The following is a 23,609-nucleotide window of genomic DNA, read 5'->3' as shown; positions in this document are numbered from 1 at the left end:
GCATAAAAAAGAGCCAATTTTTATTGGCTCTTTTGTTTTTATCGCTCTTGTACTTTTATAAAAGCACAACATTATTCTGCTCGTGGGCAAATTTCCGAATCCGCAAAGAAATAGGCAATTTCACGGGCGGCGCTTTCTGGGCTATCAGAGCCGTGAACGCAGTTTTGAGTTTTGCTTAAGGCAAATTCTTTGCGTAATGTGCCTTCATCGGCTTCTTCTGGGTTGGTTTTGCCCATTAAAGTGCGGTAGTTTTTTATTGCATTTTCTTTTTCTAGCACCGAAACCACCACTGGCGCGGAAGTCATATATTTCACCAAATCATCAAAAAATGGCTTTCCTTGATGTTCTGCGTAAAACCCTTGTGCTTGCTCTTGAGTTAAATGCACCATTTTCATCGCGATGATGCGAAACCCTTCACTTTCTAAGCGGTTGAGAATTTTGCCAATTAAATTACGCTCTACCGCATCAGGTTTAATAATGGATAATGTCCGTTCCACGCGTTCCTCCTATGAATTTGCTTGGTTGAGTAAAAGATGCGCCAAGGTCTGCACGCCAATGCCTGTTGCGCCTGTTGCCCATAAATCACTGGCTGATTTGCGATAAGTCGCAGAGCAATCAATATGCAGCCAATGGTGTTGGTAATTTTTCACGAAGTAAGATAAGAATGCTGTTGCCGTACTTGCGCCAGCACCCACTGGCACTGTGCCGATATTGGCGATTTGGGCAAATTGAGAGCTGATCTGCGCGCGGTGAAATTCTTCAAATGGAAGACGCCAGAAAGGCTCGTTAGCCGTTTGTGCAGCGTTAAACAAGCTTGCAACGAGTTCGTTATCCATTGAAAGGACGCTGTGATAATCATTGCCCACCGCCATTTTTGCCGCGCCCGTTAAGGTGGCGCAATCAATAATAAATTGTGGATTTTGCTTATCCGCTTCAATTAAGCCATCAGCTAGCACTAAACGCCCTTCTGCGTCTGTATTCAACACTTCAGCAGTTACGCCATTGCGATAAGTGATAATATCGCCCAACTTCATAGCTTCGGCGCTTACCATATTTTCTGCGCAGCAAAGATAAAGCTTCACGCGCTGGTTTAAACCGCCTGCAATAGCCATACCTAATGCACCGGTAACTAAGGCTGCGCCGCCCATATCGGTGCGCATTGTGGACATTGAATCACTTGGCTTTAAGCTATAACCACCACTGTCAAAGGTAATTCCCTTGCCCACTAAACAAGCTAAAACAGGGGCGTTTGGATCTTGGCTTGGATTGAAATCTAATTGCAACATTGCTGGCTTATGGTTGGAGGCTTTGCCCACATTCCAAATGCCTTGATAATTTTTTTCTAATAAGGCTTCGCCAGAAATAATCTCAAAATTCACCGCACTTTCATTGGCGTATTCCGCTGCAAGCTCTGCAATAAATTGCGCCGCGCGTTCAGCTAATTTTTGTGGTGTGATAACATCGGAAGGTAAATTAATGATTTCTCTAACAAAATCACCACACTGAATACGGGCAAATAGCTCTGCTTGCGGTTCGTCATCTAAATGAGGAAACTCAATGGCATAATCCTGTTTTGCAGAATAAAAACCTTGATAAAACGCCCAACAGTTTTCTAAATCCCAATTTTCGCCCACTAATTCCACCTCTTTAATGCCTTGATTACGCAATTTACGCGCGGCTTTTTGAATTAAAGTGCGGTCGGAATTTGTCGAATTTTGTTTAAGATGAACCGTGCCTTCGTCATTTGCAAAACTCAATAACGCATTTTCGCCCCAAACTGGGCTGGCAGGTTGTGTTGAAAGGTGAATTAACATAATGATCTTCCTTATTTAGATTAGGTTTAGTTATCCTAATACAAGAGTGAGAAAAATCAAAATGTTAAATCTCCCCTAGCCCATTTTTTCGGCTAGGGGAAAGATCAATGAAACTTAACCAATCGGCTTCGTTTTATAGAATGAGATCATTGCAATTGGCGCAATCACGGTGAACCAAATTGACCATTGCAACGGCATTCCTAAATACACACATAGCACGCCAAGGAAAGTCGCTGCAATAGCAAGCACAAAACCGATCACGCTGTAATTGGTGTCTTTGTCTAAGTACCAACGCAAGAATGCTAAGGCAATGAGGTAAACCGCCGAGCAAATGCTTAACACGGTCATTGCAAATAAAGGCGAAACAGAATGTGCATTTGAACTTGCGTGTTCCACCACTTCCGCCATTGTGCCAAATTCTTTCACGGAGTCCGCTAATAATTCTAAGCCAGAACCTAACGCGGTGAGCGCGATGAAAATCAATAAATGGCCGTAACCATAGACTAAAGCGTTATTTAACGTGCGATCGCTGTGCAAAAATTCGCCCCAAGGCATTTTGAAATAAAGCCACCAAAGAGAGAACATTAACGCTGAAATCCCTAAGCCTAATGGGAATGCTTCAGTGAGCATTGCTTCATTGCTGTGGAATAATGGTGTGATGGCGTTAGTTGCGCCTAAAATGCCTTCGCCCAAAACGATAATCACTAATAAGCCGTAACGCTCTGAAATGTGATGTGGGTGCCAAGGGGTTTTGTTGGCACTTTCCGCCCAGGCTGGCACAGAAAGCTCAAGCAAGGCTAAGAATGGGAATAAGGTGTTGAATAAATAAGGGAATTTTAATGCCACAATAGTCCAACAAATTTGTGCGAAGATAATCCCGAAGGCATAACGTAAGCAGGTGGTGCGGCGCTCTGGATCGCCTTTTGCAGCACGAAACCATTGATATGCCATTGCCACACGCATTACGATGTAGCCGATCAAAATCATCACATAATCGTTGTGTTCAAATACATTATTAATACCGATAGCTAAAATAATTGCGCCGAACATTTGCACCATTGTTACGATGCGATAGGTAAAATCATCATTATCGTAAGCAGAGGCAAACCAAGTAAAGTTCATCCACGCCCACCACACGCAGAAAAACGAGGTGGCAAAATGGATTAAGCCTTCACTGAAATGATGCGCCGCAAGGGCGTGATGCAAGCCGCTTGCAGTCGCCGCAATGGCGATCACGAAAACTAAATCAAAATAAAGCTCTAATGTGGTGGCAACACGATGGACTTCGTGATGATCACGGGCTTTCATTAATTTATGAATCATTCAATACTCCGAATTAAAAAGAAGAATTAGGCTGGTTTAAAAATTCAATTTCTTCCGCGGTTGAGGTGCGATTTAAAATCGCATTGCGGTGCGGATAACGATTAAATTTATCAATAATCGCTTTATGGCGCAGTTCAAAATCTAAGGTGTAATCATCATTGAGTGCGCTAAATAATTCCACTGCTTGCTGATGAATCAAGGCAGATTCACTGTGCATATAAGGCATAATCATAAATTTACGCCATAAGGTCGGTAGACTAGCAAAATCAGGATGTTTAATGGCTTCTTGAGCCAACACTAATGCCATTGAATCCTGCGCAAAGGCTGCTGGGGTGTTGCGATATAAATTGCGCGAGAATTGATCCAACACGATAATTTCCGCCAAGCGCCCTTCAATGGTTTCACGCCAGTTGGCGCATTCACCTTGTGCGGCGGCTTTTAAAGTGCGGTCAAATTTTTCGCGAATTTTGTCATCGAATTCATCGCTTTTAACAAACCAGAATGGCTGATTTTCTTCGCTAAACCAAAAATCAAGCACCGCTTGTGGGGTGGCAATACTCATAAAATGTCCTTAGTTGAAGATAAAAAATGAAGTGAATTTCACGGCGGCGGATTTTACCACAATTTAGCAAAACTTGCGTATTCGACTAAATTTCTAGAAAAAACTTGGTGAATACGATTGATGAGAGTATAATTCGCCCGTTTTTTGACTTATTTATTAACTAATATTAGAGGAATTAATGGCTAAAGAAGATTGCATTGAAATGCAAGGCACGATTTTAGAAACCTTGCCGAACACGATGTTCCGCGTTGAATTAGAAAATGGACACGTTGTAACCGCACATATTTCAGGGAAAATGCGTAAGAACTATATTCGTATTTTAACTGGCGATAAAGTAACCGTGGAAATGACCCCTTACGATTTAAGTAAAGGACGCATTATTTTCCGCAGCCGTTAATTATCGCATCATTTTTCTTCTTACCTATTCAAATTTTGCCCTAGCCTTGTCTAGGGCAAATTTTTATCTCTTTTTTTATGCGTTGTTGTTATCATAACGCCATTGTCTATTTGGCTAAATCAAGGTTGTAAAATGAGAAATATCAAACACTTCGCACAACGTTATGTGGATTGGGTGATCCGCCTTGGACGCGTGCGATTTTCTATACTTGGCGTCTTAGCACTGGCGGTGTTGGCTTTATGCACACAAGTGTTGTTCAGCCTTTGTGTGGTGGGAACGGTTTATTGGACGGACGTGGTGCGTTCCGTGGTGTTTGGCTTGATTTCCGCGCCTTTTGTGATCTATTTCTTCACTCTTTTGGTGGAAAAACTGGAAAAATCTCGCCTTGAATTAGCCAAATTAGTGGAAAATTTACGCCGTGAAGTATCGGAAAGAATGGTGGCAGAAAAAAAACTTTCTGTGGCATTAAATGATTTAGAGCAAAACAGCCGTAACAAAACCGCCTTGATGACCACCATTAGCCACGAATTACGCACGCCACTGAACGGCATTATTGGCTTAAGCCGTATTTTACTTGATGGCAAATTAAACCAAGAACAACGCAATTATCTGAAAACCATTAATATGAGTGCGGTGTCTTTAGGACATATTTTTAGCGATATTATTGATTTGGAAAAAATTGATGCGCACAAAATTGAGTTAAACCACAAAGAAACGGATTTTTATGCCTTTCTTAATGATATTGCCAATTTTGCTACCTTAATGGCGGAGCAAAATCAGCTCAAATTTGAACTGGAATACGAACCTGATTTACCGCAATGGCTGATGCTAGATAGCGCCAGATTAAGCCAAATTTTATGGAACTTAATTAATAATGCGGTGAAATTCACCCCAAAAGGCGTGATCAAGCTGAAAGTTAGCCGAACTGGCGAACAACAATTTGCTTTTGCTATTTCCGATACGGGTATTGGCATTGCAGAAAGCGAGCTGGCGAATATTTTCGCAATGTATTACCGCGTGCAATCCAATCAATATCAGCACGCCGGCAGTGGTATTGGCTTAGCAGTTTCCAAGACTATTGCCAATTTAATGGGCGGTGATCTCTGTGTGGAAAGTGCGGTGGGAAAGGGCTCCGTTTTTACCTTAACTATTCAAGCCGAGTCTGTGAGCAAGCCGTTAGCCTATCATCAACATCTGCCAAGCCAACTGCGTATTTTGCTGATTGAAGATATTGAAGTGAATGTGATTGTGGCAAAATCTGTGTTGGAAAAATTGGGCTATGAAGTAGATGTGGCAATGACGGGGCAACAAGCCATTGAAAAATTTGAGCAAAATAGCTATGACTTGCTGCTCATTGACATTCAGCTGCCTGATATGTCGGGCTTTCAAATCGCCCAACATTTACGCCAAAAATACGAAAATGATGAATATGATTATCTGCCGCCACTCATTGCGCTCACTGCCAATGTAATGCACGATAAGCAAGAGTATTTACAGCAAGGAATGGACGATATTCTGCGTAAACCTCTTTCTTTAGAGGCGCTGACGCAATGTCTTTATCAATATTTTGCTGATGAGATTACACTGCCGCTGGCCGAAAGTTCTTCCAAAGCAATGCCAGAAACAGCAATAGAACAAGATGAAGCGCTGGATTTCGCCACGCTCAATGAATTTGTCGCTTTATTGGGCGTAAAAACAGTAAAAAATAACACCGCACTTTTCCAACAGCTAATGCCCGATTATATGGCGGAATTAATGGCGGCTTACCAAATTTATCAAACTCAACCCGCGCACAGAACTGAAGTCGGCAACATCGCCCATAAAATCAAAGGCGCGGCAGGCTCTGTTGGATTAAAGCGCATTCAACAAATCGCCGAACAAGCCCAGCATAGCGAAAACCCCAATTGGGAAAGTGAAATCGCCTATTATTTGGAACAACTCTCGCAAAATTGGCAGAAAGATTTAGATAAGTTAATAAATTGGCTAAATTCTGTTGATCATTAGCAAAGTTTTTGCACATTACACTAGCCACGCTTAAAGGTTTTAGCTAGAATCTGTGCAATTTTAATTCAACATCAACAAGAGGAGAAAACCGATGAATTTTCCAAATGTTGCCAAGCAGGTGATTGATAAACTGGGTGGCAAAGACAATATCAGCGCGCTTGCACATTGCGCAACTCGCTTACGCATTGTGGTGAAAGATGAAGGCAAAATTGACAAAGAAGCTATCGAAAATATTGATGGTGTAAAAGGTCAATTTGCAGTTTCTGGCCAGTATCAAATTATTTTTGGTTCAGGCACCGTAAATAAAGTACACGATGAAATGGCGAAACAGCTTAACATCGGCGATATGACCAAAAATGAAGTGGCGAGACAAGCTTCAGAAAATAACCAAGGGCTAATTATGCGCTTGGTGAAAGGCTTGGCGGATATTTTCGTGCCAATTATCCCTGCTATCGTGGCGGGCGGTTTGTTAATGGGTATCCACAGTATGCTTACCGCACAAGGTTTCTTCTGGGACGTACCACAAGCCTTGCGCGATTCTGGTCAGCCAATTACAGGTTATTCCGTAGTCGATCGTTTTAGCAATCTTTCTGATCTTGTTGATTTTATTAATACTATTGCCAACGCGCCATTCGTGTTCTTACCGGTGTTGCTTGGTTTTTCTGCTACTCGTAAATTCGGCGGAAATCCGTTCTTAGGGGCTGCGTTGGGAATGTTATTGGTTCACCCTGCATTGGCGGACGGTTGGAACTATGCCCTTACCGCTGCGCAAGGCAAAATCACACACTGGAATGTGTTCGGTTTAGAAATCGAAAAAGTGGGCTACCAAGGCACGGTAATTCCAACGTTAATTTCGGCTTGGGTTCTAGCTACGTTAGAAAAAACGTTCCGTAAATTTGTGCCATCTTACCTCGACAACTTGATCACCCCAATGTTCTCGCTCTTTATCGCAGGTTTACTTGCGTTCACCGTGATTGGGCCAATCGGACGTGAAGCAGGGGATTTGATCACTATCGGTTTAACTTGGTTATATGACAAACTTGGCTTTATCGGTGGCGGTATTTTCGGGACATTCTATGCACCAATTGTTATCACGGGTATGCACCAAACCTTTATCGCGGTGGAAACGCAACTGCTTTCTAATATGTCATTATCGGGCGGTACATTCATCTTCCCAATTGCAGCAATGTCAAACATCGCACAGGGTGCGGCTTGTTTAGGTGTGGCATTCGCATTGAAAGATCCAAAAGTACGCGGCTTAGCCGTTCCTTCAGGTATTTCTGCCTTATTAGGGATCACTGAGCCTGCAATGTTCGGGGTGAACTTACGCTATCGTCAAGCTTTCTTAGCGGCAATGATCGGTTCAGGTTTATCCAGCGCCTTTATTGCATTCTTCAATGTAAAAGCGCAAGCACTTGGCGCAGCAGGGTTCTTAGGTATTCCGTCTATTAAACCAGACAGCCTTGCAATGTACAGTGTGGGTATGGTGATTTCTTTCGCCGTTGCGTTTACTCTTTCTGTTATTTTAGTAAAACGCGCACAAACTAAAGCGTAATTTTTATAAAATTCGCAAAAAAGCACCGCACTTTGATCTGCACCTTAAACAGGAATACAATATTCTGCGTTTAAGGTGCAGATTTTTATTTTCAGCGAGGCAAAAATGAAGACGCAAATCGACAAGCTAGCTTGGTTATACATTAAAGATAAACAAGTATTAATGGCACGCTCTAAAGGCAAAGAGAAATTTTATCTCCCTGGCGGAAAAAGAGAGCAAGGCGAAAGTGATCAACAAGCCCTAATGCGCGAAATTAAAGAAGAATTGGGCATCGACTTAATTGAAAATAGCCTTCAACGAATCGGTGCATTTTCCGCTCAAGCAGACGGAAAAAATATGGATTGCGTTGTAACGCTCACCTGCTACAAAGGCGATTTCATCGGCGATTATCGCCCTGAAAGTGAAATTGCTGAATTGGCTTGGATTGGTTATCAAGACAAAGAAAAATGTTCCCTCGCCACACAAAAAGTTTTGGAATATTTAAAACAGCAAGGGACGCTGGAATAAACGAACTAAATAAATTCGCAAAAAACAACCGCACTTTAAAAGTGCGGTTTTATTTTTACCGTTTTTATGATTGATTAGCGTTTGAACATATTGCCAAGACCACCTAGGCCGCCCATTCCGCCCATCATTCCTTTCATTCCACGCATCATTTTTGCCATACCGCCTTTGCGCATTTTTTTCATCATACGCTGCATTTCGTCAAATTGCTTGAGCAATTTATTCACGTCTTGCACCTGTGTGCCTGAGCCAAGCGCAATACGGCGGCGGCGCGAACCTTTGATGATCTCAGGTTTGGCGCGCTCTTTTAGGGTCATTGAATTGATGATGGCTTCCATTTTGATGAACATTTTGTCATCAACTTGATTTTTAATGTGATCAGGCAGATTTTTCGCACCCGGTAATTTTTCAAGCATTGTCATCATTCCGCCCATTTTTTTCATTTCAATGAGCTGATCGCGGAAATCTTCCAAAGTGAAGTCATCGCCTTTTTGGAATTTTTTCGCCATTTTTTCCGCTTTTTCTTGATCCACAGAACGTTGTAGATCTTCGATGAGCGAAAGCACGTCCCCCATTCCTAAAATGCGTGAAGCCACACGATCAGGGTGGAAAGGCTCAAGGGCGTCTGTTTTTTCCCCAATCCCTAGGAATTTAATCGGTTTGCCGGTGATTTGGCGAATAGAAAGTGCCGCACCACCACGCGCATCACCGTCCACTTTGGTCAGAATCACCCCAGTAAGTGGTAGCGCTTCATTAAAGGCTTTTGCGGTGTTGGCGGCGTCTTGTCCCGTCATTGCGTCCACGGTGAAAAGAGTTTCCACAGGATTAAGTGCGGTGTGAATTTTTTGGATTTCTTCCATCATTTCGCCATCAACGTGCAGGCGACCAGCGGTATCCACAATCAACACATCATAGAATTTGAGCTTAGCTTCTGCTAGGGCAGCTTGCACAATCTCTACTGGATTTTGCTGGCTGTTAGACGGGAAAAAATCCACTCCAACGGCTTGCGCGAGGGTTTCAAGCTGTTTGATCGCCGCAGGGCGATACACGTCCGCCGACACCACCATCACTTTTTTCTTCTGACGTTCACGCAAGAATTTGGCTAATTTCCCCACACTGGTGGTTTTACCCGCCCCTTGCAAACCCGCCATTAGGATCACTGCTGGCGGCTGAGTGGCGAGATTTAGGCTTTCATTTGCTTCACCCATCGCTTTTTCAAGCTCGGATTGCACAATTTTGAGAAATTCTTGCCCTGGTGTTAAGCTACGATTCACTTCTTCACCGATAGCACGCTCTTTCACTTTATTGATAAATTCACGCACCACAGGCAGCGCAACGTCTGCTTCAAGCAATGCCATACGCACTTCGCGCAGGGTATCTTTAATATTATCTTCGGTTAAACGCCCTTTCCCTGTTATGTTACGCAGGGTTTTCGAGAGCCGATCAGAAAGGTTTTCAAACATCGTTTTTCCTAAATTTGAGTGGAATAAAATGAAATAAATTGTGCCAATTATACTGAAATCCCACAGATTTTCATCATTTGAAAGAAATTTATAGCGATTTTAGTGCGGCAAGGCTAGAATAAGAATAGTTCTTAATTTGGCATTAAAGCGAATAAATAAGGTGAATAAAAATGTGGTTTGCCGTTGTTTCAATTTTTTTATATTTAATTAGCATTCTTCTCATTACCCCGATGTTGTTGAAAGCCCATTCGGGCGCACAAACCAAAAAACCGAATAAAACATTGTTTTTTTGCACCGCACTTTTGGCGATTATTACCCACGGCATTAGCCTTGCGCCGTTGTTTTCCCATTGGGCGAATGAGCAAACCTTCACCTTAATGGACATCAGTTCTTTGCTAAGTGTGATCGTGGCAGCTTTAGCAACTTTTGCCATTGGTTTTCGGGTGAATACGCTATGGTTTTTGTTGCCGATCGTCTATTGCCTCGCCATTATCAATTTGATTTTACAAACATTTTTACCTTTTTCTATCGTGCAGCATTTGATCCACAATGTGGGCTTATTCTTGCATATTGGCTTGGCGCTGTTGGCTTATGCTGTCTGCTTTATCGCTACTTTATATGCCGTGCAGTTGTGGTGGATTGACCGCAATCTAAAAAGCAAAAAACTGGCGTTATCGCCAATTATTCCGCCATTAATGACGGTGGAACGCCATTTTTTCCGCTTAATGCTAAGTGGTGAAGTGTTGCTGACCCTAACGCTAATTTCTGGGGCGATTTATTTGCCAGATTTCTTCGGTATGCAAAATGTACAAAAAGCCATCTTTTCGTTCCTTGCGTGGTTGGTGCTAGGTGTCGCGTTAATCGGGCATTGGAAATGGCATTGGCGTGGAAAAAAGGTGATTATTTATAGCATTTCAGGTATGATTTTGCTTTCGATTGCCTATTTTGGCAGCCGAGTTGCGTTTGGGTTAGGGCTTTAATTTCGGCCACCCAAGAACGATGGTTTTATAAAAGGACTTGATTTTGGATAGTATTCCCCTTAGTACGTTATTTATCACTTTAATTATTTTACTCATTTTATCCGCCTATTTTTCCAGTTCAGAAACAGGCTTGCTTTCCGCCAACCGCTATCGTATGCGCTTTTTAGCTGAAAAAGGGCATAAAGGGGCGAAAAAAGCAGAAAAACTTTTGAAAAAAACAGATATTTTACTTAGCCTGATTCTCATCTGTAATAACCTTGTGAATATTTCTGCCTCTGCCATTGCAACCATTATTGGTATGCGTTTATATGGCGATATGGGCGTGGCGATTGCCACAGGGGCGTTAACCTTCGCAATGTTGATCTTTGCGGAAATTTTCCCGAAAACCATTGCCGCACTTTATCCTGAAAAAGTGGCGTTTTTATCAAGCCATATTCTCACCCCATTGCTGAAAATTTTTAGCCCCATTGTGTTCTTAATGAACCTGATTATTCGTGGCTTGATGAAATTATTCCGCGTGAAAAATGAGCAAAAAACCAGTTCCTTAAGCACAGAAGAATTACGCGCCATTGTAAACCAATCGGGGCATTTCATTCCTTCCGCCCACCAAGAAATGTTGCTTTCTATTTTGGATTTAGAAAAAGTTACCGTGGACGACATTATGGTGCCGCGCAACGACATTGGCGGAATCGATATTGACGATGATTGGAAAGCCATTATGCGTCAGCTCAACCATTCGGCGCACAGTAAAGTGGTGTTGTACAAAGAGAGTATGGACGAAAATGTGCTAGGTATTTTGCGTGTGCGCGAAGCCTATCGCTTAATGCTAGATAAAAATGAATTCAGCAAAGAAACCTTGATCCGCGCGGTGGATGAAGCTTATTTTATCCCTGAAGGCACACCGCTTAATGCACAATTATTGAATTTCCGCAGCAAAAAAGAGCGGATTGGCTTGGTGGTGGACGAATATAGCGACATCAAAGGCTTGGTCACCTTGGAAGATATTTTGGAAGAAATCGTGGGCGAGTTTACCACGTCAACTGCCCCGTCCATTGATGAAGAAGTTACCCAACAATCTGACGGCTCAATGATCATTGAAGGCTCTGCCAATATTCGTGATCTGAACAAATTGTTTGACTGGCATTTAGACACAGACGAAGCGCGCACTTTCAACGGATTGATTTTAGAGCATTTAGAAGAAATTCCCGAAGAAGGCACGGAATGTGAAATCAACGGCTTAAAAATCACTATTTTAGAAGTGGCAGATAATATGGTGAAACAAGCAAAAGTAGAAAAAATTTCACCAACAAAACAGCCAGAATAAACGGTTTTTCCTATCATAAAATCACAAAGACGAAAGGTTATTTGCCTTTCGTCTTTTTCCTTTGCCTTTCATTTACTTTTCATCTTTAAACGTTATCTAATTTATTTCACAAAGTGCGGTGATTTTTTACAAAATTTTTCTCAATTTTTAACGATTTTCTTTCTGTTTCAGAAATTTTTATCTTTTGAATTTTTAGTTATTGACTATAAATGCAAAAGCAAACAATAATAATTCTCAATAATTTGACAGTATGAAATAAAGGAAGTTCATTATGAAAAAAGCAAAATTTGTTCTTTTACCTCTCGCTACGCTTGTTGCTACAGCGGTACAAGCGGAAAGCCTTGGTGTGATTGATGTCATCACGGAAAATACAGGGGCGAAAAGCAAAACCAATGTTGTTACCCTAAAACAAATGGAACGTAGCACTGAAACGGATTTGCGTGGTTTATTATTTGATGAGCCAGCCATCAATTTCGGTGGCGGAAATGGCGGCACATCACAATGGGTAGCCATTCGTGGAATGGGGCAAGATCAAATTGATTTCAAAGTGGACAATACTTATTCCGACACCCAAGCTTTCCATCACGAAGGGCGTTTCTTGCTTGATCCTGCGTTAATCAAACGTATTGACGTGCAAAAAGGGGCTGGCTCAGCCAGTGCGGGGATTGGGGCGACCAGTGGTTCGATCATCGCCACCACTGTTGATGCGCAGGATTTATTGAGAGAGGGGCAAAATTTTGGCTTTAAGCTCACTGGTGGCGTACGCAGTAATAAAGGCTATACGCAAGGCGCAAGTGTTTATGGCAAGGTTGCGGCATTTGATGCCTTGATTTCTGGCAACTGGAACCATAAAGAAAATTATAAAGGTGGTAAAGGGTATCAAAATCTCAATGGTTCAGATACCGTACAAAATAGTGCCTTAGGCGAACGGGGATTATTAGCAAAGTTTGGTTGGGATATTAGCGAAAATCAGCGGGTGGTATTCAGCCACCGTCAAGAGCGTTATTATGGTGTGCGTGCTTTGCGTGAAGAATTTGATTTTAGTAATTCCTATGTATCGGGAGCAAAACTCTCAGCGGAACAACGGGCAAAAGGATATGCTTTAAGCTCAGTTTATGCTGGTAAGGATCGCCGTGGGCAAGATAGCTATTATCTTTTAGACAATAATGGAAACTTCGTGGTGAATGAAGATAACAACAATCCACGTTACCGCACCACCACGCAAGATACCACCAATTTAGAGTGGACAGGCAAAAATATGGGGTTTATCACAGAGGCGAATGCCAATGTATATCACACAAAGCGTGTGCGTAAAGAACCAGCGAGTGAAACCCAAATTCTCACCACGGGAGCAAATTTAAATTTAGATAGTGCCATTGGCGAGCATCACCTTGTGAAATATGGGGTAAATTATCGTAAACAAGTGGGAAAACCTAACCAACTGGCAGTGGGGGCTCATAATCAGCGTAAAGACGATTTAGGCTTTTATGTAGAGGGTATTTGGGGAATTGGTTCCGTTACACTAACTACGGGAGCCCGTTACGATTACTTTGAATTTAAAGCAAAAAAGCCAGCCACGGGCATTTCAACCCAAGTGCGGGCTTAATTTGGCAAGTTTCTGATAATTTAAGCCTGAATACCAGCTTAAACTATGCAAGTCGTAGCCCTCGTTTGTATGAGGTAGCGATTGCGGGATCGGGTAGAATTAGCGTAGATAGCCATATCCGTGCTGAGCAAGCTCGCAATGCGGAAATTGGCTTTAACTATGATTTCAACGACAGCCTTTCTCTCAACGGAAGTTATTTCTGGCAAAAAGTGAAAGAGGCAATGTCCTTGAAAGATAACGTGATTTATAACGGCGCATTATTGCGTAACCAGGGTTATGAATTAGGTGCAGCTTACAAATATTCAGGGCTAACCTTGCGTGCTGGCGTGGCTGAAAGCAAGCCAGAAGTTTATGGCGCAGTGGCGGATAACACCGTGTTTGCTGTGGCAACAGGGCGTACTTGGAAAACTGAAGTTTCCTACAAATTTGCTGAGCCAAACTTAATTATTGGCTGGAAAGGACGTTTTGTAGAAGGTGAAACAGGCTCACCAAGCCGTGGTTCTGGTTCAGGCGACAGCGTGAAACAACCGGGGTACGGCGTCAATGATCTTTACGCAAGTTGGGAAGCAAACGAAAATCTCACCATTAATGTTGCGGTGGATAACGTGTTCAACAAGAACTACAAAAGCCACAGCCAACGCGCAGGGGTAAACAGCCTAACCGGCGCAGGGCGTGATTTCCGAATGAATGTGAGTTACACATTCTAAATGTGAAAAAACAAAGTGCGGTGATTTTTCACCACATTTTTTGTTTGTGCTTTGACCGCAAATTTTTAATTTGCTACAATTTGCAACCTAATTGAAATTCATTCTCAATAACAATTAAGGGCAATTTGCCTCGTTTTATTTGAAGTCAGCGTTAAGGATTTCTCAATGCCGCAATTATTCGCATTTTTACAACATTATGTTGATTACATTATTTTAGGTTTACTCGGTTTAATGAGCTTTATTATGGTATGGTTCGTGATTGAACGCTTTATCTTTTTAAGCCGTGTGAATGTTTCGCACTACACCAATATCTACGAGTTAGACATTGATCTCAACCGTAACCTAACTATTATTTCCACCATTGGCTCAAATGCCCCTTATGTGGGTTTATTGGGTACAGTTATCGGGATTTTATTAACTTTCTATGAATTAGGAAATTCAGGTGGGGACATTGATGCTGCTGCCATTATGCTTAACCTTTCCCTTGCTCTGAAAGCCACGGCAGTAGGGATTTTAGTCGCCATTCCATCAATGGTGTTTTACAACGGCTTGCAACGCAAAGTGGAAGTCAATCGCCTAAAATGGAAAGCCTTAAACGGACAAAAAAATCTAGGGGCATAATGTGAAAAAGTTTGATGAAATCAATATTATCCCTTTCATTGACATTATGTTAGTGTTGCTGGCGATTGTCTTAATCACTGCGTCTTTTATTTCGCAAGGCAAAATTCAAGTGAACGTGCCAAAAGCCAGCAGCACTGTAGCGTTTAAATCGGACGATTTAGCCAAATTATTAACCGTTACGGAAACAGGTGAAATCTTTTTTAACGATAAGCCGACAGATTTAGCGCAAATGGAAAAAGAAGTGGCAAGCTGGGCGAAAGATCAAAAAGTAACCCTGAAAGTGGACGCTAAAGCCACATTCCAAGATTTTGTTAGCCTGACAGATTTAATGGCGAAAAATAACATCAAAAATGTTGCCATTGTCACAATGAAAGAAAAAGGCAAATAAATGGCAAATAAACATCGTTCTTGGTTTGGCTTCTTCTTTTCTCTCCTATTTCACGCCACCGTGATTGGAGCGATTGTCTATGCTGTAAAAGCCGACAGCAGTGCCAATGGCTATCAAGCAGACGTGATCGATAACAGTATTTCAATGGAAATGCTAATGGGAATGACCGTTGAAGAACCTGAACCTGCGCCAGAACCTGTTGCAGAACCTGAGCCAGAGCCAGTGGCAAAAGAAATTGTGCCCGATCCCATTGTAAAACCTGAACCACCAAAACCAGAAAAGCCAAAAGAAATTAAGAAAGAAAAGCCGAAAGAGAAAAAGAAAGAAAAAACGAAAAAAGAGAAACCTCAACTCAAAGAGAAACCTTTGGCGAATAAGGCGCTTGAAAAAGGGGATCGCAATGTGAATTCTGAAGCGAAAATCACAGCGACAGCAACCAGCTTAGGCAAGGCAACGGTGAACAATCCAAACCTTGTTAGTAAAAGTGCTGGCTCTGATGTAAAGAATGCCTATATGGGCGCATTGCGCCGAGAAATAGAACGCCATAGACGCTACCCACAACGGGCTAAAATGATGCGTAAACAAGGGATAGCGACAGTGAGTTTTAATATTGCCGCTGATGGTTCGTTGAGTAATATTCAACTCGCAAAATCCTCGGGTAATAATGATTTAGATAAAGCCGCCTTAGAGGCTGTAAGCCGAACAAAATCTATCGGCGCAAGACCTGCAGGGCTTTCTTCTTCAATGACCGTGCCAATTCGGTTTAGTATTCAATAAAGTATAAAATATGAAGTGCGGTGGAAAAATATTGAGTTTTTCCACCGCACTTTTCTTTACCCTAATTTTCCATCGGTTGGATTAATTTCCAGCTTTTATCTGCCTGAATTTGCAAATGCAATCTGTGATGCTTAAGCAAGGTAGAGCGATGCCCTACGCTGATTATGGTGGTATTTGGCAATGCGCTTTTTAATAACTGATACATTGCGTCTTCCAGTCCTTCGTCCATACTTGCTGTTGCTTCGTCAAGAAATGCCACCTGTGGCTTGTGTAGTAATAAGCGGGCAAAGGCAAGGCGCTGTTGTTCGCCGAGAGAAAGCACGCGCGTCCAATCTTGTTCTTGCTCGAGCTTATCGGTTAAATGTCCTAAATTAACTTGTTGCATAATTTGTTGGATTGCAGCGAGATCGCAATCTTCACTTGCCATTGCAGGATAATAAAGGGCATCAATTAAGCGACCTTGTGGCAAATAAGGTTTTTGCGAAAGGAATAGGGCGCTGTGTTGTGGGCAGATTACGGTGCCTTCGGAATATTGCCAAAGCCCTGCTGCGGTGCGTAATAGCGTGGTTTTTCCAACCCCAGATTGCCCTTGAATTAGTACCCTTGTGCCTAGGGGAAAGGTGAGGTTTAAGTTTTCAATCAGGCTTTTTCCATCAGGGCGTTTTATGGTGAGATTTTGGAATGCCACTTCGCCTTGGCTATCTTGAAGTTGGGTTTTAGATGGTTGATTAGCCGCATTAATCGCACTATGAAAGCCTGTTAAACGATCAAGCACAGCACGGTAAGCCGCGAAATCATCATAAGAATTGCGATAAAAAGAAAGAGATTCTTGCACTTTGCCAAAGGCTTGGGCGGTTTGCATTAAATCACCGAGTTTGATTTGTTCACTGAAGTAGCGCCCCGCTTGAATAAGAAATGGGAAGATAACGGAGATCTGTGAAACAGTTAAGTTAAAGCCAGATAATTTCAGGGTGCGGTAAACCAGTTGCCAGATGTTTCCAATAATTTTATTGAATTGTTTGAACAATAAGTGTTGTTCCATTTTTTCACCACGGTAGAAGGCAATGCTTTCTGCATATTCTTTTAGGCGAATTAGGGAATAACGATAATTTGCGTTGAGCCTTTCATTAGCGAAGTTGAGTTTAATTAATGGTCGTCCAATTCTAAAGGCAATCACACTGGTAATAAGCACATAAATAAACACTAAAAATACCATCATATGCGGGATTTCATAGCCCGCGATTTCCATTGGCCCTGATAAGTTCCACAAAATCGCGGTGAATGCGATGAGTGAAACCGTGGAGGAAATCACGCCCGTAGCAAAACTGAGCGAGCTGTTGATGTAAGATTCAATATCTTGCTGGATACGTTGATCGGGATTGTCTAGCTGATTGAGGCTATACAGGGTTTTATAATAGGCTTGGTTGATCTGCACCCCAAAAGTTGGACTAAACAACCAACTGATTAAGGTGCAGATTTTTTATGACTAAATATACTCAACGTTTCAAACAACAAGTGCTCGACTTTTATCATCAAAATGGAAAAAACCGTTCGCTTACTCGCCAGTATTTTCAGCTTCCCCAAAGCACGTTAGCACGTTGGATTGCGAAATTTAATCATAATGGAATCAATGGATTAGCTGTGTTAGGTAAAAAACGATATTATTCTGTTGAGTTTAAATTAAAGGTTATTCAAGCTATCAAAAAAGGCCAGTGCTCCGCTGAAGCCGCCTGCTTTCGCTTTGATATCCCCAGTTCAGGGATAATTAGTCAATGGTTGCAACGCTTTGAAAAACAAGGTATAGATGGGTTATTACTCAAACCTAAAGGTCGTCCAAGTATGAAACTCAACTCACCTAAAATGCCACCAACGCCCAAAACAGAAGAAGAACGCTTGCGTTACCGAATTTTGGAATTAGAAGCGGAGAATGCAATGCTAAAAAAGTTGCAGGAACTCAACCAACAAAAAATGCAGAAAAAGCCGTCATCGTAAATGCCTTACGCTCGCGTTTCCCGTTGGAATTGTTACTCAGGCTAATCGGATTGGCACGCAGTTCGTTCTTTTATCATCTCAAGCCAAAGTCGGATAAAAATGTAGCGATTTCACAGAAAATAGAGGAAATTTATCGCAAAAATGACGAAAATTATGGTTATCGTCGAATTACCTTGGAATTAAGGAAATACTTGATTATCAACCACAAAAGGGTGCAAGCGATAATGCAACGTTTGGGGTTAAAAGGAAAAAGTAAGCAGAAAAAATATCGTTCTTACCAAGGCAAAGTGGGACAAATTGCCGATAATCTGTTGCAACGGGATTTTACGGCAACGATGCCGAATGAGAAGTGGGTAACGGATATCACCGAGTTCAAATGTGCGGAAGGCAAAGTGTATTTATCACCGATTAAAGACTTGTTTAATAACGAAATTATTGCTTATGATGTGGCGAGAAGTCCGAATTTTGAGCAGATAACCAGAATGTTGACCCAGGCGGTGAACCGATTAGCGGGGGAAAAACCGATACTGCATTCCGACCAAGGATGGCAGTATCAAATGATGGGTTATCAGGAGATATTGAAAAAACACGGTATTAAGCAAAGTATGTCGAGAAAAGGTAATTGCCTTGATAATGGTGCGATGGAAAGCTTTTTCGGGCGATTGAAGACGGAATGTTACTTTGGCAAGCGGTTTGAAACCTTTGAACAGCTTGAAAAAGTGATTCACGAGTACATTCATTACTACAACAATGAGCGTATTCAAGTGAAGCTCAAAGGACTAAGCCCTGTGGAATACAGAACTCAGTCCTTGAATTAAATTAGAATATAGTCTAACTTTTTGGGGGCAGATCAGGTTGGCTGTCCATTTTTCTACATAATGCCCATTGAGCCAAGTTCGCCATTGAATTTTGAAGCGTTGCGAAATGTAGTAGGTAAACAGCACATTCAACACGTGAACAGTGGCAAGCAAGGAAAATACGACCATTTGTTGCCAGAATACGCTGACATTCATTTCCTGTAATGCGCTGTACATTGCGTTATACCAATTAGAAAATAGAATATCTAACCGCACAGCAACTAGATTAAAGAAGATGATCACCCAAAAATAGCAGAGTGGTTTGAGGCTCTGTTTGGGGGAAAGGTAATTTTTAGCTAAAAGCCAAAATTGATGCGCCCAGCGAGTTGTTTTGACTAAAAGCGCTAAGATAAGGGAGAAGACAATGCTCGTAATCACGAGGCTTTGGATTATCCATAAAAATGAACTTAGTAATTCGTCTGACCAATTCATAATATTTCCGAGTAATGAGTTGATAGAAAAGAAAATAGTTAATCGTGTTGTTTAGATAGCAGAATGAGAAATTTGTTCAAAGATTGTTAAAGAAATTAATGCGGTAAGCAAGAAAAATGTGATGTAGATTAAATTTTTGGACTTTAATTTATTCTTTCTATCTGGAGATTGCTATAATTTTTTTAGTTAAATTAAATTTTTGAGGTTGTTATGAGTGATATTGCAGTTACGATTAGCATTTTAGCCCTCGTTGCGGTGGTCGGATTATGGATCGGCCATTTTAAAATTCGTGGCGTAGGGCTAGGTATTGGGGGAGTATTGTTTGGGGGGATCATTGTTGCCCATTTTACCAACCAATATGGGGTGCATTTAGATGCGCATACGCTACATTTTATTCAAGAATTTGGCTTGATCTTATTTGTTTATACGATTGGTATTCAAGTAGGGCCGGGTTTTTTTGCCTCATTACGAGAATCAGGCTTAAAACTCAATGGGTTAGCGGTGCTCATCGTATTACTTGGGGCAGCCAGTGTGGTTGTGCTATATAAAGCCGCTGATGTGCCACTTGATATTATTCTTGGGGTTTATTCTGGGGCGGTAACTAATACTCCGTCTTTAGGGGCCGGGCAACAAATTCTTGCTGAATTAGGAATGAGCCACACCACCAGCAATATGGGTATGGCTTATGCCGTAGCTTACCCTTTTGGGATTTGTGGGATTTTACTCACAATGTGGTTAGTGCGGTTGTTTTTTAAAATAAAAGTGGAAGAAGAGGAGGCCAATTTCCAACGTGAAAGCGGTCAGGATAAGGAAAGTTTGCGTTCAATGAATGTGCGCGTAACGAACCCAAATCTTAACGGCTTGCCGCTAATTGAAATTCCGGGGTTTGAAAGTAAAGAGGTGGTTTGTTCTCGCTTAAAACGTGGCGATAACGTAAGCGTGCCGAATGCAGACACTGAAATTTTTCTTGATGATTTGCTCCATTTAGTGGGGGAAGCGCATACATTAAGAAAAATGAAGCTCGTGATTGGTGAAGAAGTAGATGTGCCACGCTCAACACTCACCGGTGATCTTCGTTCAGAGCGCATTGTGGTAACCAATGAAAAGGTCTTGGGAAAACGCATTAAATCTTTGGGTATTCATCAAAAATATGGTGTGGTGATTTCTCGGTTAAACCGTGCCGGGGTGGAACTTGTACCAAGTGCAAACACGAGCTTGCAATTTGGTGATGTGCTACACATTGTCGGACGCGCTGATATGATTGATAACGCCATTGCCTTAATTGGTAACGCACAGCAAAAATTGCAACAGGTGCAAATGCTCCCTGTCTTTATCGGGATTGGCTTAGGGGTGTTAGTAGGCTCAATTCCTTTTTATATTCCGGGGCTTTCTGTGGCGCTAAAACTGGGTTTAGCTGGTGGGCCGCTTGTTGTTGCGCTGATTTTGGCAAGAATAGGGAGCATTGGAAAACTTTACTGGTTTATGCCACCAAGTGCTAACTTAGCGTTACGCGAAATTGGCATTGTGTTATTCCTTGCGGTTGTAGGGCTAAAATCAGGCGGTAACTTTGTGGATACCCTAGTAAATGGTTCTGGGCTTGAATGGATGGGCTATGGCATTATCATCACCTTCTTCCCATTAATGGCGGTGGGGCTGTTTGCGCGTTTATACCTAAAACTTAACTACCTGTCTTTATGTGGTTTACTTGCAGGCTCAATGACAGATCCCCCTGCGCTTGCCTTTGCCAACGCGATTAAAGAAGACAGCGGAATTGCCGCACTTTCTTATGCCACCGTTTATCCACTGGTGATGTTCTTGCGGATACTCTCACCACAGTTATTAGCTATTTTATTGTGGTCTTTTTTCTAACTTTTCTCACATTTAGTAATTTATCAATGCCCGGCTTAGCTGGGCATTTTTTTATTCTTATTTTTGATATAACAGCTAAGTTTGCGATGAACTGGCTGCTTATTATCCCTTTGTTTTCTTTTTATATTTTTCAACTGGTCTGAACTCTGATTTGTTAGGCTAAATTTGTTTGCACTAGTGTAGTGCTTTCTTTACAATCCAACAGCTTTTCTAATCAATTTTTATCAATTTAATCGAAAAAAGGTTACAAATGACTAAAACAACAATTTTTTCAAGAACATTACTTTCTTCTGCATTATTGGCTGTCGCTGGAGGTGCGCAAGCAGCTGCATTCCAATTAGCAGAAGTTTCAAGCTCAGGTCTTGGCCGTGCTTATGCTGGTGAAGCAGCTATTGCTGATAACGCCTCTGTGGTGGCTACCAACCCTGCTTTGATGACTTTATTTAAAACCAACCAATTTAGTGCGGGTGGGGTTTATGTCGATTCTAAAATTCGTGTTGATGGTACGGTAACCGCGACAGCAGGTGGTCGTCCAGTTACTCGTCCACAATCTGCTGATAATAATGATGTTGTACCAGGTTCATTAGTACCTAATATGTATTTCGTAGCCCCAATCAATGATAAATTCGCGATTGGTGGAGGAATGAATGTAAACTTCGGTTTAAGAAGTGAATATGGCAGCGATTATAGTGCGGGTGTTTTTGGCGGAAAAACGGATTTAAGCGCAATTAACTTAAATTTAAGTGGTGCTTACCGTGTTACTGAAGGATTTAGTATTGGTGCTGGCTTAAATGCTATCTATGCTAAAGCTGAAGTTGAACGTACAGCAGGGATTTTAGATGACGCACTAAATGCGGTTGCAGCAAGTCCTAGCCCTTATGCACCAATGGCGGCACAAGTTGGTGCAGGTGTTGAGAAAGGTACAGTTCTTACTCACCTTGAAGATAGAAGCGCTTGGGGATTTGGTTGGAATGCTGGCTTGGTTTATGAATTTAATGAAAGAAACCGTATCGGTGTTGCATACCACTCAAAAGTTGATGTGAAATTTAAAGATCGTAACGCAGTAAGTTATATGCCTTATGGTGTTCAACCTTATGTTGGTGCGGGTTCATTAACGTTAAATTTACCGGGTTATTGGGAAATCTCTGGTTTCCACCAATTAACAGATGCTTTTGCTGTGCATTATAGCTACAAATATACAGAGTGGAGTCGTTTGAAAAATTTACACGCGACTTATGAGAGCGTGCCGGCAGGCTCTCGCAATGGTGATCTTGCATTCCATAAAGAAGAAAGATACCGCGATAATACACGCGTAGCCTTAGGTGCAAGCTATCTTGTTAATGATCAACTAACATTACGCGCTGGTATTGCTTATGATGAAGCAGCTGCACCAACTGAGCACGCGAGTGCGTCAATTCCAGATACCGATCGTACTTGGTATAGCTTAGGGGCAACTTATAAATTTACCCCAAGTCTTTCTGTAGATTTCGGTTTTGCTCATTTACGCGGTAAGAAAGTCAACTTTACCGAAACACAAAGTCTTGGTGGTGGTTTAGTTGAAGTAAAAGCTGACTATCGTTCAAAATCTAGCGCCAACCTTTACGGCCTAAACGTAAATTATAGCTTCTAATTTAAGAACTAGGCATTTACGCGAATTGGATTATAATAAGCCTATCCTGCTGGATAGGCTTTTTCTTAATTGCACACTTGTACTATGCAATTCAATTCTTTACAATATTTTTCATAATAAGAAATAAGCAGAGCAAATAAGATGTTTAATTTAACGGCTAAGCATTTTAAAGATGACTATCTTTATCGTTTTTTCCAGTATGGGGAATTGCATAGCAAAATTCCTGCAAATTTAACGAAAGTATTAGCAAGAAAATTAGATATGATAAATGCGGCAGAAAATCTAAATGATTTACGGGTTCCGCCTGCCAATCACCTTGAGCTGCTCGAGCCTAAAGAGAATAAACGTTATTCCATTAGGGTGAATAAACAATATCGTCTGATTTTTCATTTCGATAATGGCGAACTTTCTCAGCTTTATCTTGATCCACATCGTTATGATTTATAAGGAGAAATGATGTTCTCAACACAGCGCAAGCCCACATCAGTCGGAGAAATCTTACAAGAAGAATTTTTGCAACCACTTAATCTTAAAGTAAGCGATCTTGCTGAAATCCTTGATGTTCATCGCAATACTGCAAGTAGCTTAGTAAACAGTCATTCTAAAGTAACTTTAGAAATGGCGGTAAAATTGGCAAAAGCATTTGGTACTAGCCCCGAATTTTGGATTAATTTACAAAATAACCTTGATTTGTGGGAACTGAACCATAATGCACGTTTTCAACAAAGTTTAGACAAGGTGAAAATAGCTAACTATCGCGCGAGCTTTTCTGTATAAAAAGGTAAGTGCGGTCTTTTTTATGTG

At 41.6% G+C, this 23,609-nt stretch carries 21 protein-coding genes and 1 pseudogene; 15 read left to right on the top strand and 7 right to left on the bottom strand.

The features are described from left to right. Nucleotides 1–71: 71 nt before the first annotated feature. The 4 genes from ndk to ELZ61_RS09765 form a co-directional block, all read right to left on the bottom strand. Entirely contained in the window at nucleotides 72–497 is a 426-nt protein-coding gene (ndk, locus tag ELZ61_RS09780) for a nucleoside-diphosphate kinase (protein WP_126373290.1), read from the bottom strand. A gap of 9 nt (nucleotides 498–506) precedes the next feature. Further along, on the bottom strand, nucleotides 507–1,814 hold the full coding sequence (gene pepB, locus ELZ61_RS09775) for an aminopeptidase PepB (RefSeq protein WP_126373288.1): 1,308 nt from the start codon (nucleotides 1,812–1,814) through the stop codon (nucleotides 507–509). A gap of 114 nt (nucleotides 1,815–1,928) precedes the next feature. Then, nucleotides 1,929–3,137, bottom strand: a complete 1,209-nt coding sequence (locus tag ELZ61_RS09770; RefSeq protein ID WP_126373286.1) for a low temperature requirement protein A — start codon at nucleotides 3,135–3,137, stop codon at nucleotides 1,929–1,931. 13 nt (nucleotides 3,138–3,150) lie between these two features. Further along, nucleotides 3,151–3,699: a DUF924 family protein gene (locus ELZ61_RS09765; protein WP_126373284.1), complete on the bottom strand. Its 549-nt coding sequence runs from the start codon at nucleotides 3,697–3,699 to the stop codon at nucleotides 3,151–3,153. A 178-nt stretch (nucleotides 3,700–3,877) separates the two neighbouring features. On the opposite strand from ELZ61_RS09765, the gene infA reads away from it, so the two are divergent. The 4 genes from infA (at nucleotide 3,878) to ELZ61_RS09745 (ending at nucleotide 8,162) form a co-directional block, all read left to right on the top strand. Further along, a complete protein-coding gene (gene infA, locus ELZ61_RS09760; protein WP_005627617.1) occupies nucleotides 3,878–4,096 on the top strand; it encodes a translation initiation factor IF-1 in 219 nt (72 codons plus the stop codon). A 132-nt stretch (nucleotides 4,097–4,228) separates the two neighbouring features. Next, nucleotides 4,229–6,100 (top strand): ATP-binding protein, encoded by a 1,872-nt coding sequence (locus ELZ61_RS09755; protein WP_126373283.1) that lies wholly within the window; start codon nucleotides 4,229–4,231, stop codon nucleotides 6,098–6,100. A 91-nt stretch (nucleotides 6,101–6,191) separates the two neighbouring features. After that, complete coding sequence (locus ELZ61_RS09750) at nucleotides 6,192–7,655, top strand: sucrose-specific PTS transporter subunit IIBC (protein ID WP_126373281.1); 1,464 nt, start codon at nucleotides 6,192–6,194, stop codon at nucleotides 7,653–7,655. A gap of 105 nt (nucleotides 7,656–7,760) precedes the next feature. After that, nucleotides 7,761–8,162, top strand: coding sequence for an NUDIX hydrolase (locus ELZ61_RS09745; protein WP_126373279.1), 402 nt, complete (start codon nucleotides 7,761–7,763; stop codon nucleotides 8,160–8,162). 74 nt (nucleotides 8,163–8,236) lie between these two features. Here ELZ61_RS09745 and ffh read toward each other — a convergent pair whose 3' ends face one another. Further along, on the bottom strand, nucleotides 8,237–9,622 hold the full coding sequence (gene ffh / locus ELZ61_RS09740; RefSeq protein ID WP_126373276.1) for a signal recognition particle protein: 1,386 nt from the start codon (nucleotides 9,620–9,622) through the stop codon (nucleotides 8,237–8,239). A gap of 170 nt (nucleotides 9,623–9,792) precedes the next feature. Between ffh and ELZ61_RS09735 the strand changes: the two genes are divergently transcribed. The 6 genes and pseudogenes from ELZ61_RS09735 (at nucleotide 9,793) to tolA (ending at nucleotide 16,025) form a co-directional block, all read left to right on the top strand. After that, on the top strand, nucleotides 9,793–10,602 hold the full coding sequence (locus ELZ61_RS09735; protein WP_126373274.1) for a cytochrome C assembly family protein: 810 nt from the start codon (nucleotides 9,793–9,795) through the stop codon (nucleotides 10,600–10,602). Nucleotides 10,603–10,645: 43 nt separating this feature from the next. After that, complete coding sequence (locus tag ELZ61_RS09730) at nucleotides 10,646–11,926, top strand: HlyC/CorC family transporter (protein ID WP_126373272.1); 1,281 nt, start codon at nucleotides 10,646–10,648, stop codon at nucleotides 11,924–11,926. Between the two features lie 271 nt (nucleotides 11,927–12,197). Then, nucleotides 12,198–14,239 (top strand): annotated as a pseudogene (locus ELZ61_RS09725) (TonB-dependent receptor domain-containing protein). Nucleotides 14,240–14,404: 165 nt separating this feature from the next. Beyond that, the gene (exbB, locus tag ELZ61_RS09720) at nucleotides 14,405–14,860 is read left to right on the top strand and encodes a TonB-system energizer ExbB (RefSeq protein WP_126373270.1); all 456 of its coding nucleotides are present in this window, start codon (nucleotides 14,405–14,407) and stop codon (nucleotides 14,858–14,860) included. Nucleotide 14,861: 1 nt separating this feature from the next. Further along, nucleotides 14,862–15,248: a TonB system transport protein ExbD gene (exbD, locus tag ELZ61_RS09715; protein WP_103853409.1), complete on the top strand. Its 387-nt coding sequence runs from the start codon at nucleotides 14,862–14,864 to the stop codon at nucleotides 15,246–15,248. Continuing rightward, complete coding sequence (gene tolA, locus ELZ61_RS09710) at nucleotides 15,249–16,025, top strand: cell envelope integrity protein TolA (protein WP_126373268.1); 777 nt, start codon at nucleotides 15,249–15,251, stop codon at nucleotides 16,023–16,025. A 61-nt stretch (nucleotides 16,026–16,086) separates the two neighbouring features. Here tolA and ELZ61_RS09705 read toward each other — a convergent pair whose 3' ends face one another. Next, complete coding sequence (locus ELZ61_RS09705) at nucleotides 16,087–17,481, bottom strand: ABC transporter ATP-binding protein/permease (RefSeq protein WP_241969699.1); 1,395 nt, start codon at nucleotides 17,479–17,481, stop codon at nucleotides 16,087–16,089. Nucleotides 17,482–17,507: 26 nt separating this feature from the next. On the opposite strand from ELZ61_RS09705, the gene ELZ61_RS09700 reads away from it, so the two are divergent. Further along, nucleotides 17,508–18,835 (top strand): IS3 family transposase gene (locus ELZ61_RS09700; RefSeq protein WP_126372175.1). Its coding sequence is split into 2 segments (ribosomal slippage): nucleotides 17,508–17,958 and nucleotides 17,958–18,835, totalling 1,329 coding nucleotides; the frame shifts between segments, so codons are not numbered across the junction. On the opposite strand, the gene ELZ61_RS09695 is transcribed toward ELZ61_RS09700, so the two are convergent. Beyond that, nucleotides 18,797–19,306: an SbmA/BacA-like family transporter gene (locus ELZ61_RS09695; RefSeq protein WP_126373264.1), complete on the bottom strand. Its 510-nt coding sequence runs from the start codon at nucleotides 19,304–19,306 to the stop codon at nucleotides 18,797–18,799. The genes ELZ61_RS09700 and ELZ61_RS09695 overlap by 39 nt on opposite strands. A 210-nt stretch (nucleotides 19,307–19,516) precedes the next feature. Between ELZ61_RS09695 and ELZ61_RS09690 the strand changes: the two genes are divergently transcribed. The 4 genes from ELZ61_RS09690 (at nucleotide 19,517) to ELZ61_RS09675 (ending at nucleotide 23,582) form a co-directional block, all read left to right on the top strand. Next, complete coding sequence (locus ELZ61_RS09690) at nucleotides 19,517–21,175, top strand: putative transporter (protein ID WP_126373262.1); 1,659 nt, start codon at nucleotides 19,517–19,519, stop codon at nucleotides 21,173–21,175. 250 nt (nucleotides 21,176–21,425) lie between these two features. Continuing rightward, nucleotides 21,426–22,805 carry an outer membrane protein transport protein gene (locus tag ELZ61_RS09685; RefSeq protein WP_126373260.1) on the top strand — a complete coding sequence of 460 codons (1,380 nt, stop codon included), beginning with the start codon at nucleotides 21,426–21,428 and terminating at the stop codon, nucleotides 22,803–22,805. Nucleotides 22,806–22,946: 141 nt separating this feature from the next. Next, nucleotides 22,947–23,252, top strand: a complete 306-nt coding sequence (locus tag ELZ61_RS09680) for a type II toxin-antitoxin system RelE/ParE family toxin (RefSeq protein WP_126373258.1) — start codon at nucleotides 22,947–22,949, stop codon at nucleotides 23,250–23,252. Nucleotides 23,253–23,261: 9 nt separating this feature from the next. Then, entirely contained in the window at nucleotides 23,262–23,582 is a 321-nt protein-coding gene (locus tag ELZ61_RS09675; RefSeq protein ID WP_126373681.1) for a HigA family addiction module antitoxin, read from the top strand. Nucleotides 23,583–23,609 lie beyond the last annotated feature (27 nt).

Origin of the sequence: Avibacterium volantium (assembly GCF_900635775.1) — a bacterium.
GTDB classification, from domain to species: Bacteria; Pseudomonadota; Gammaproteobacteria; order Enterobacterales; family Pasteurellaceae; genus Avibacterium; species Avibacterium volantium.
The sequence above is the reverse complement of the archived record's forward strand: the minus strand, read 5'-3'. Positions and strand labels throughout refer to the sequence as shown.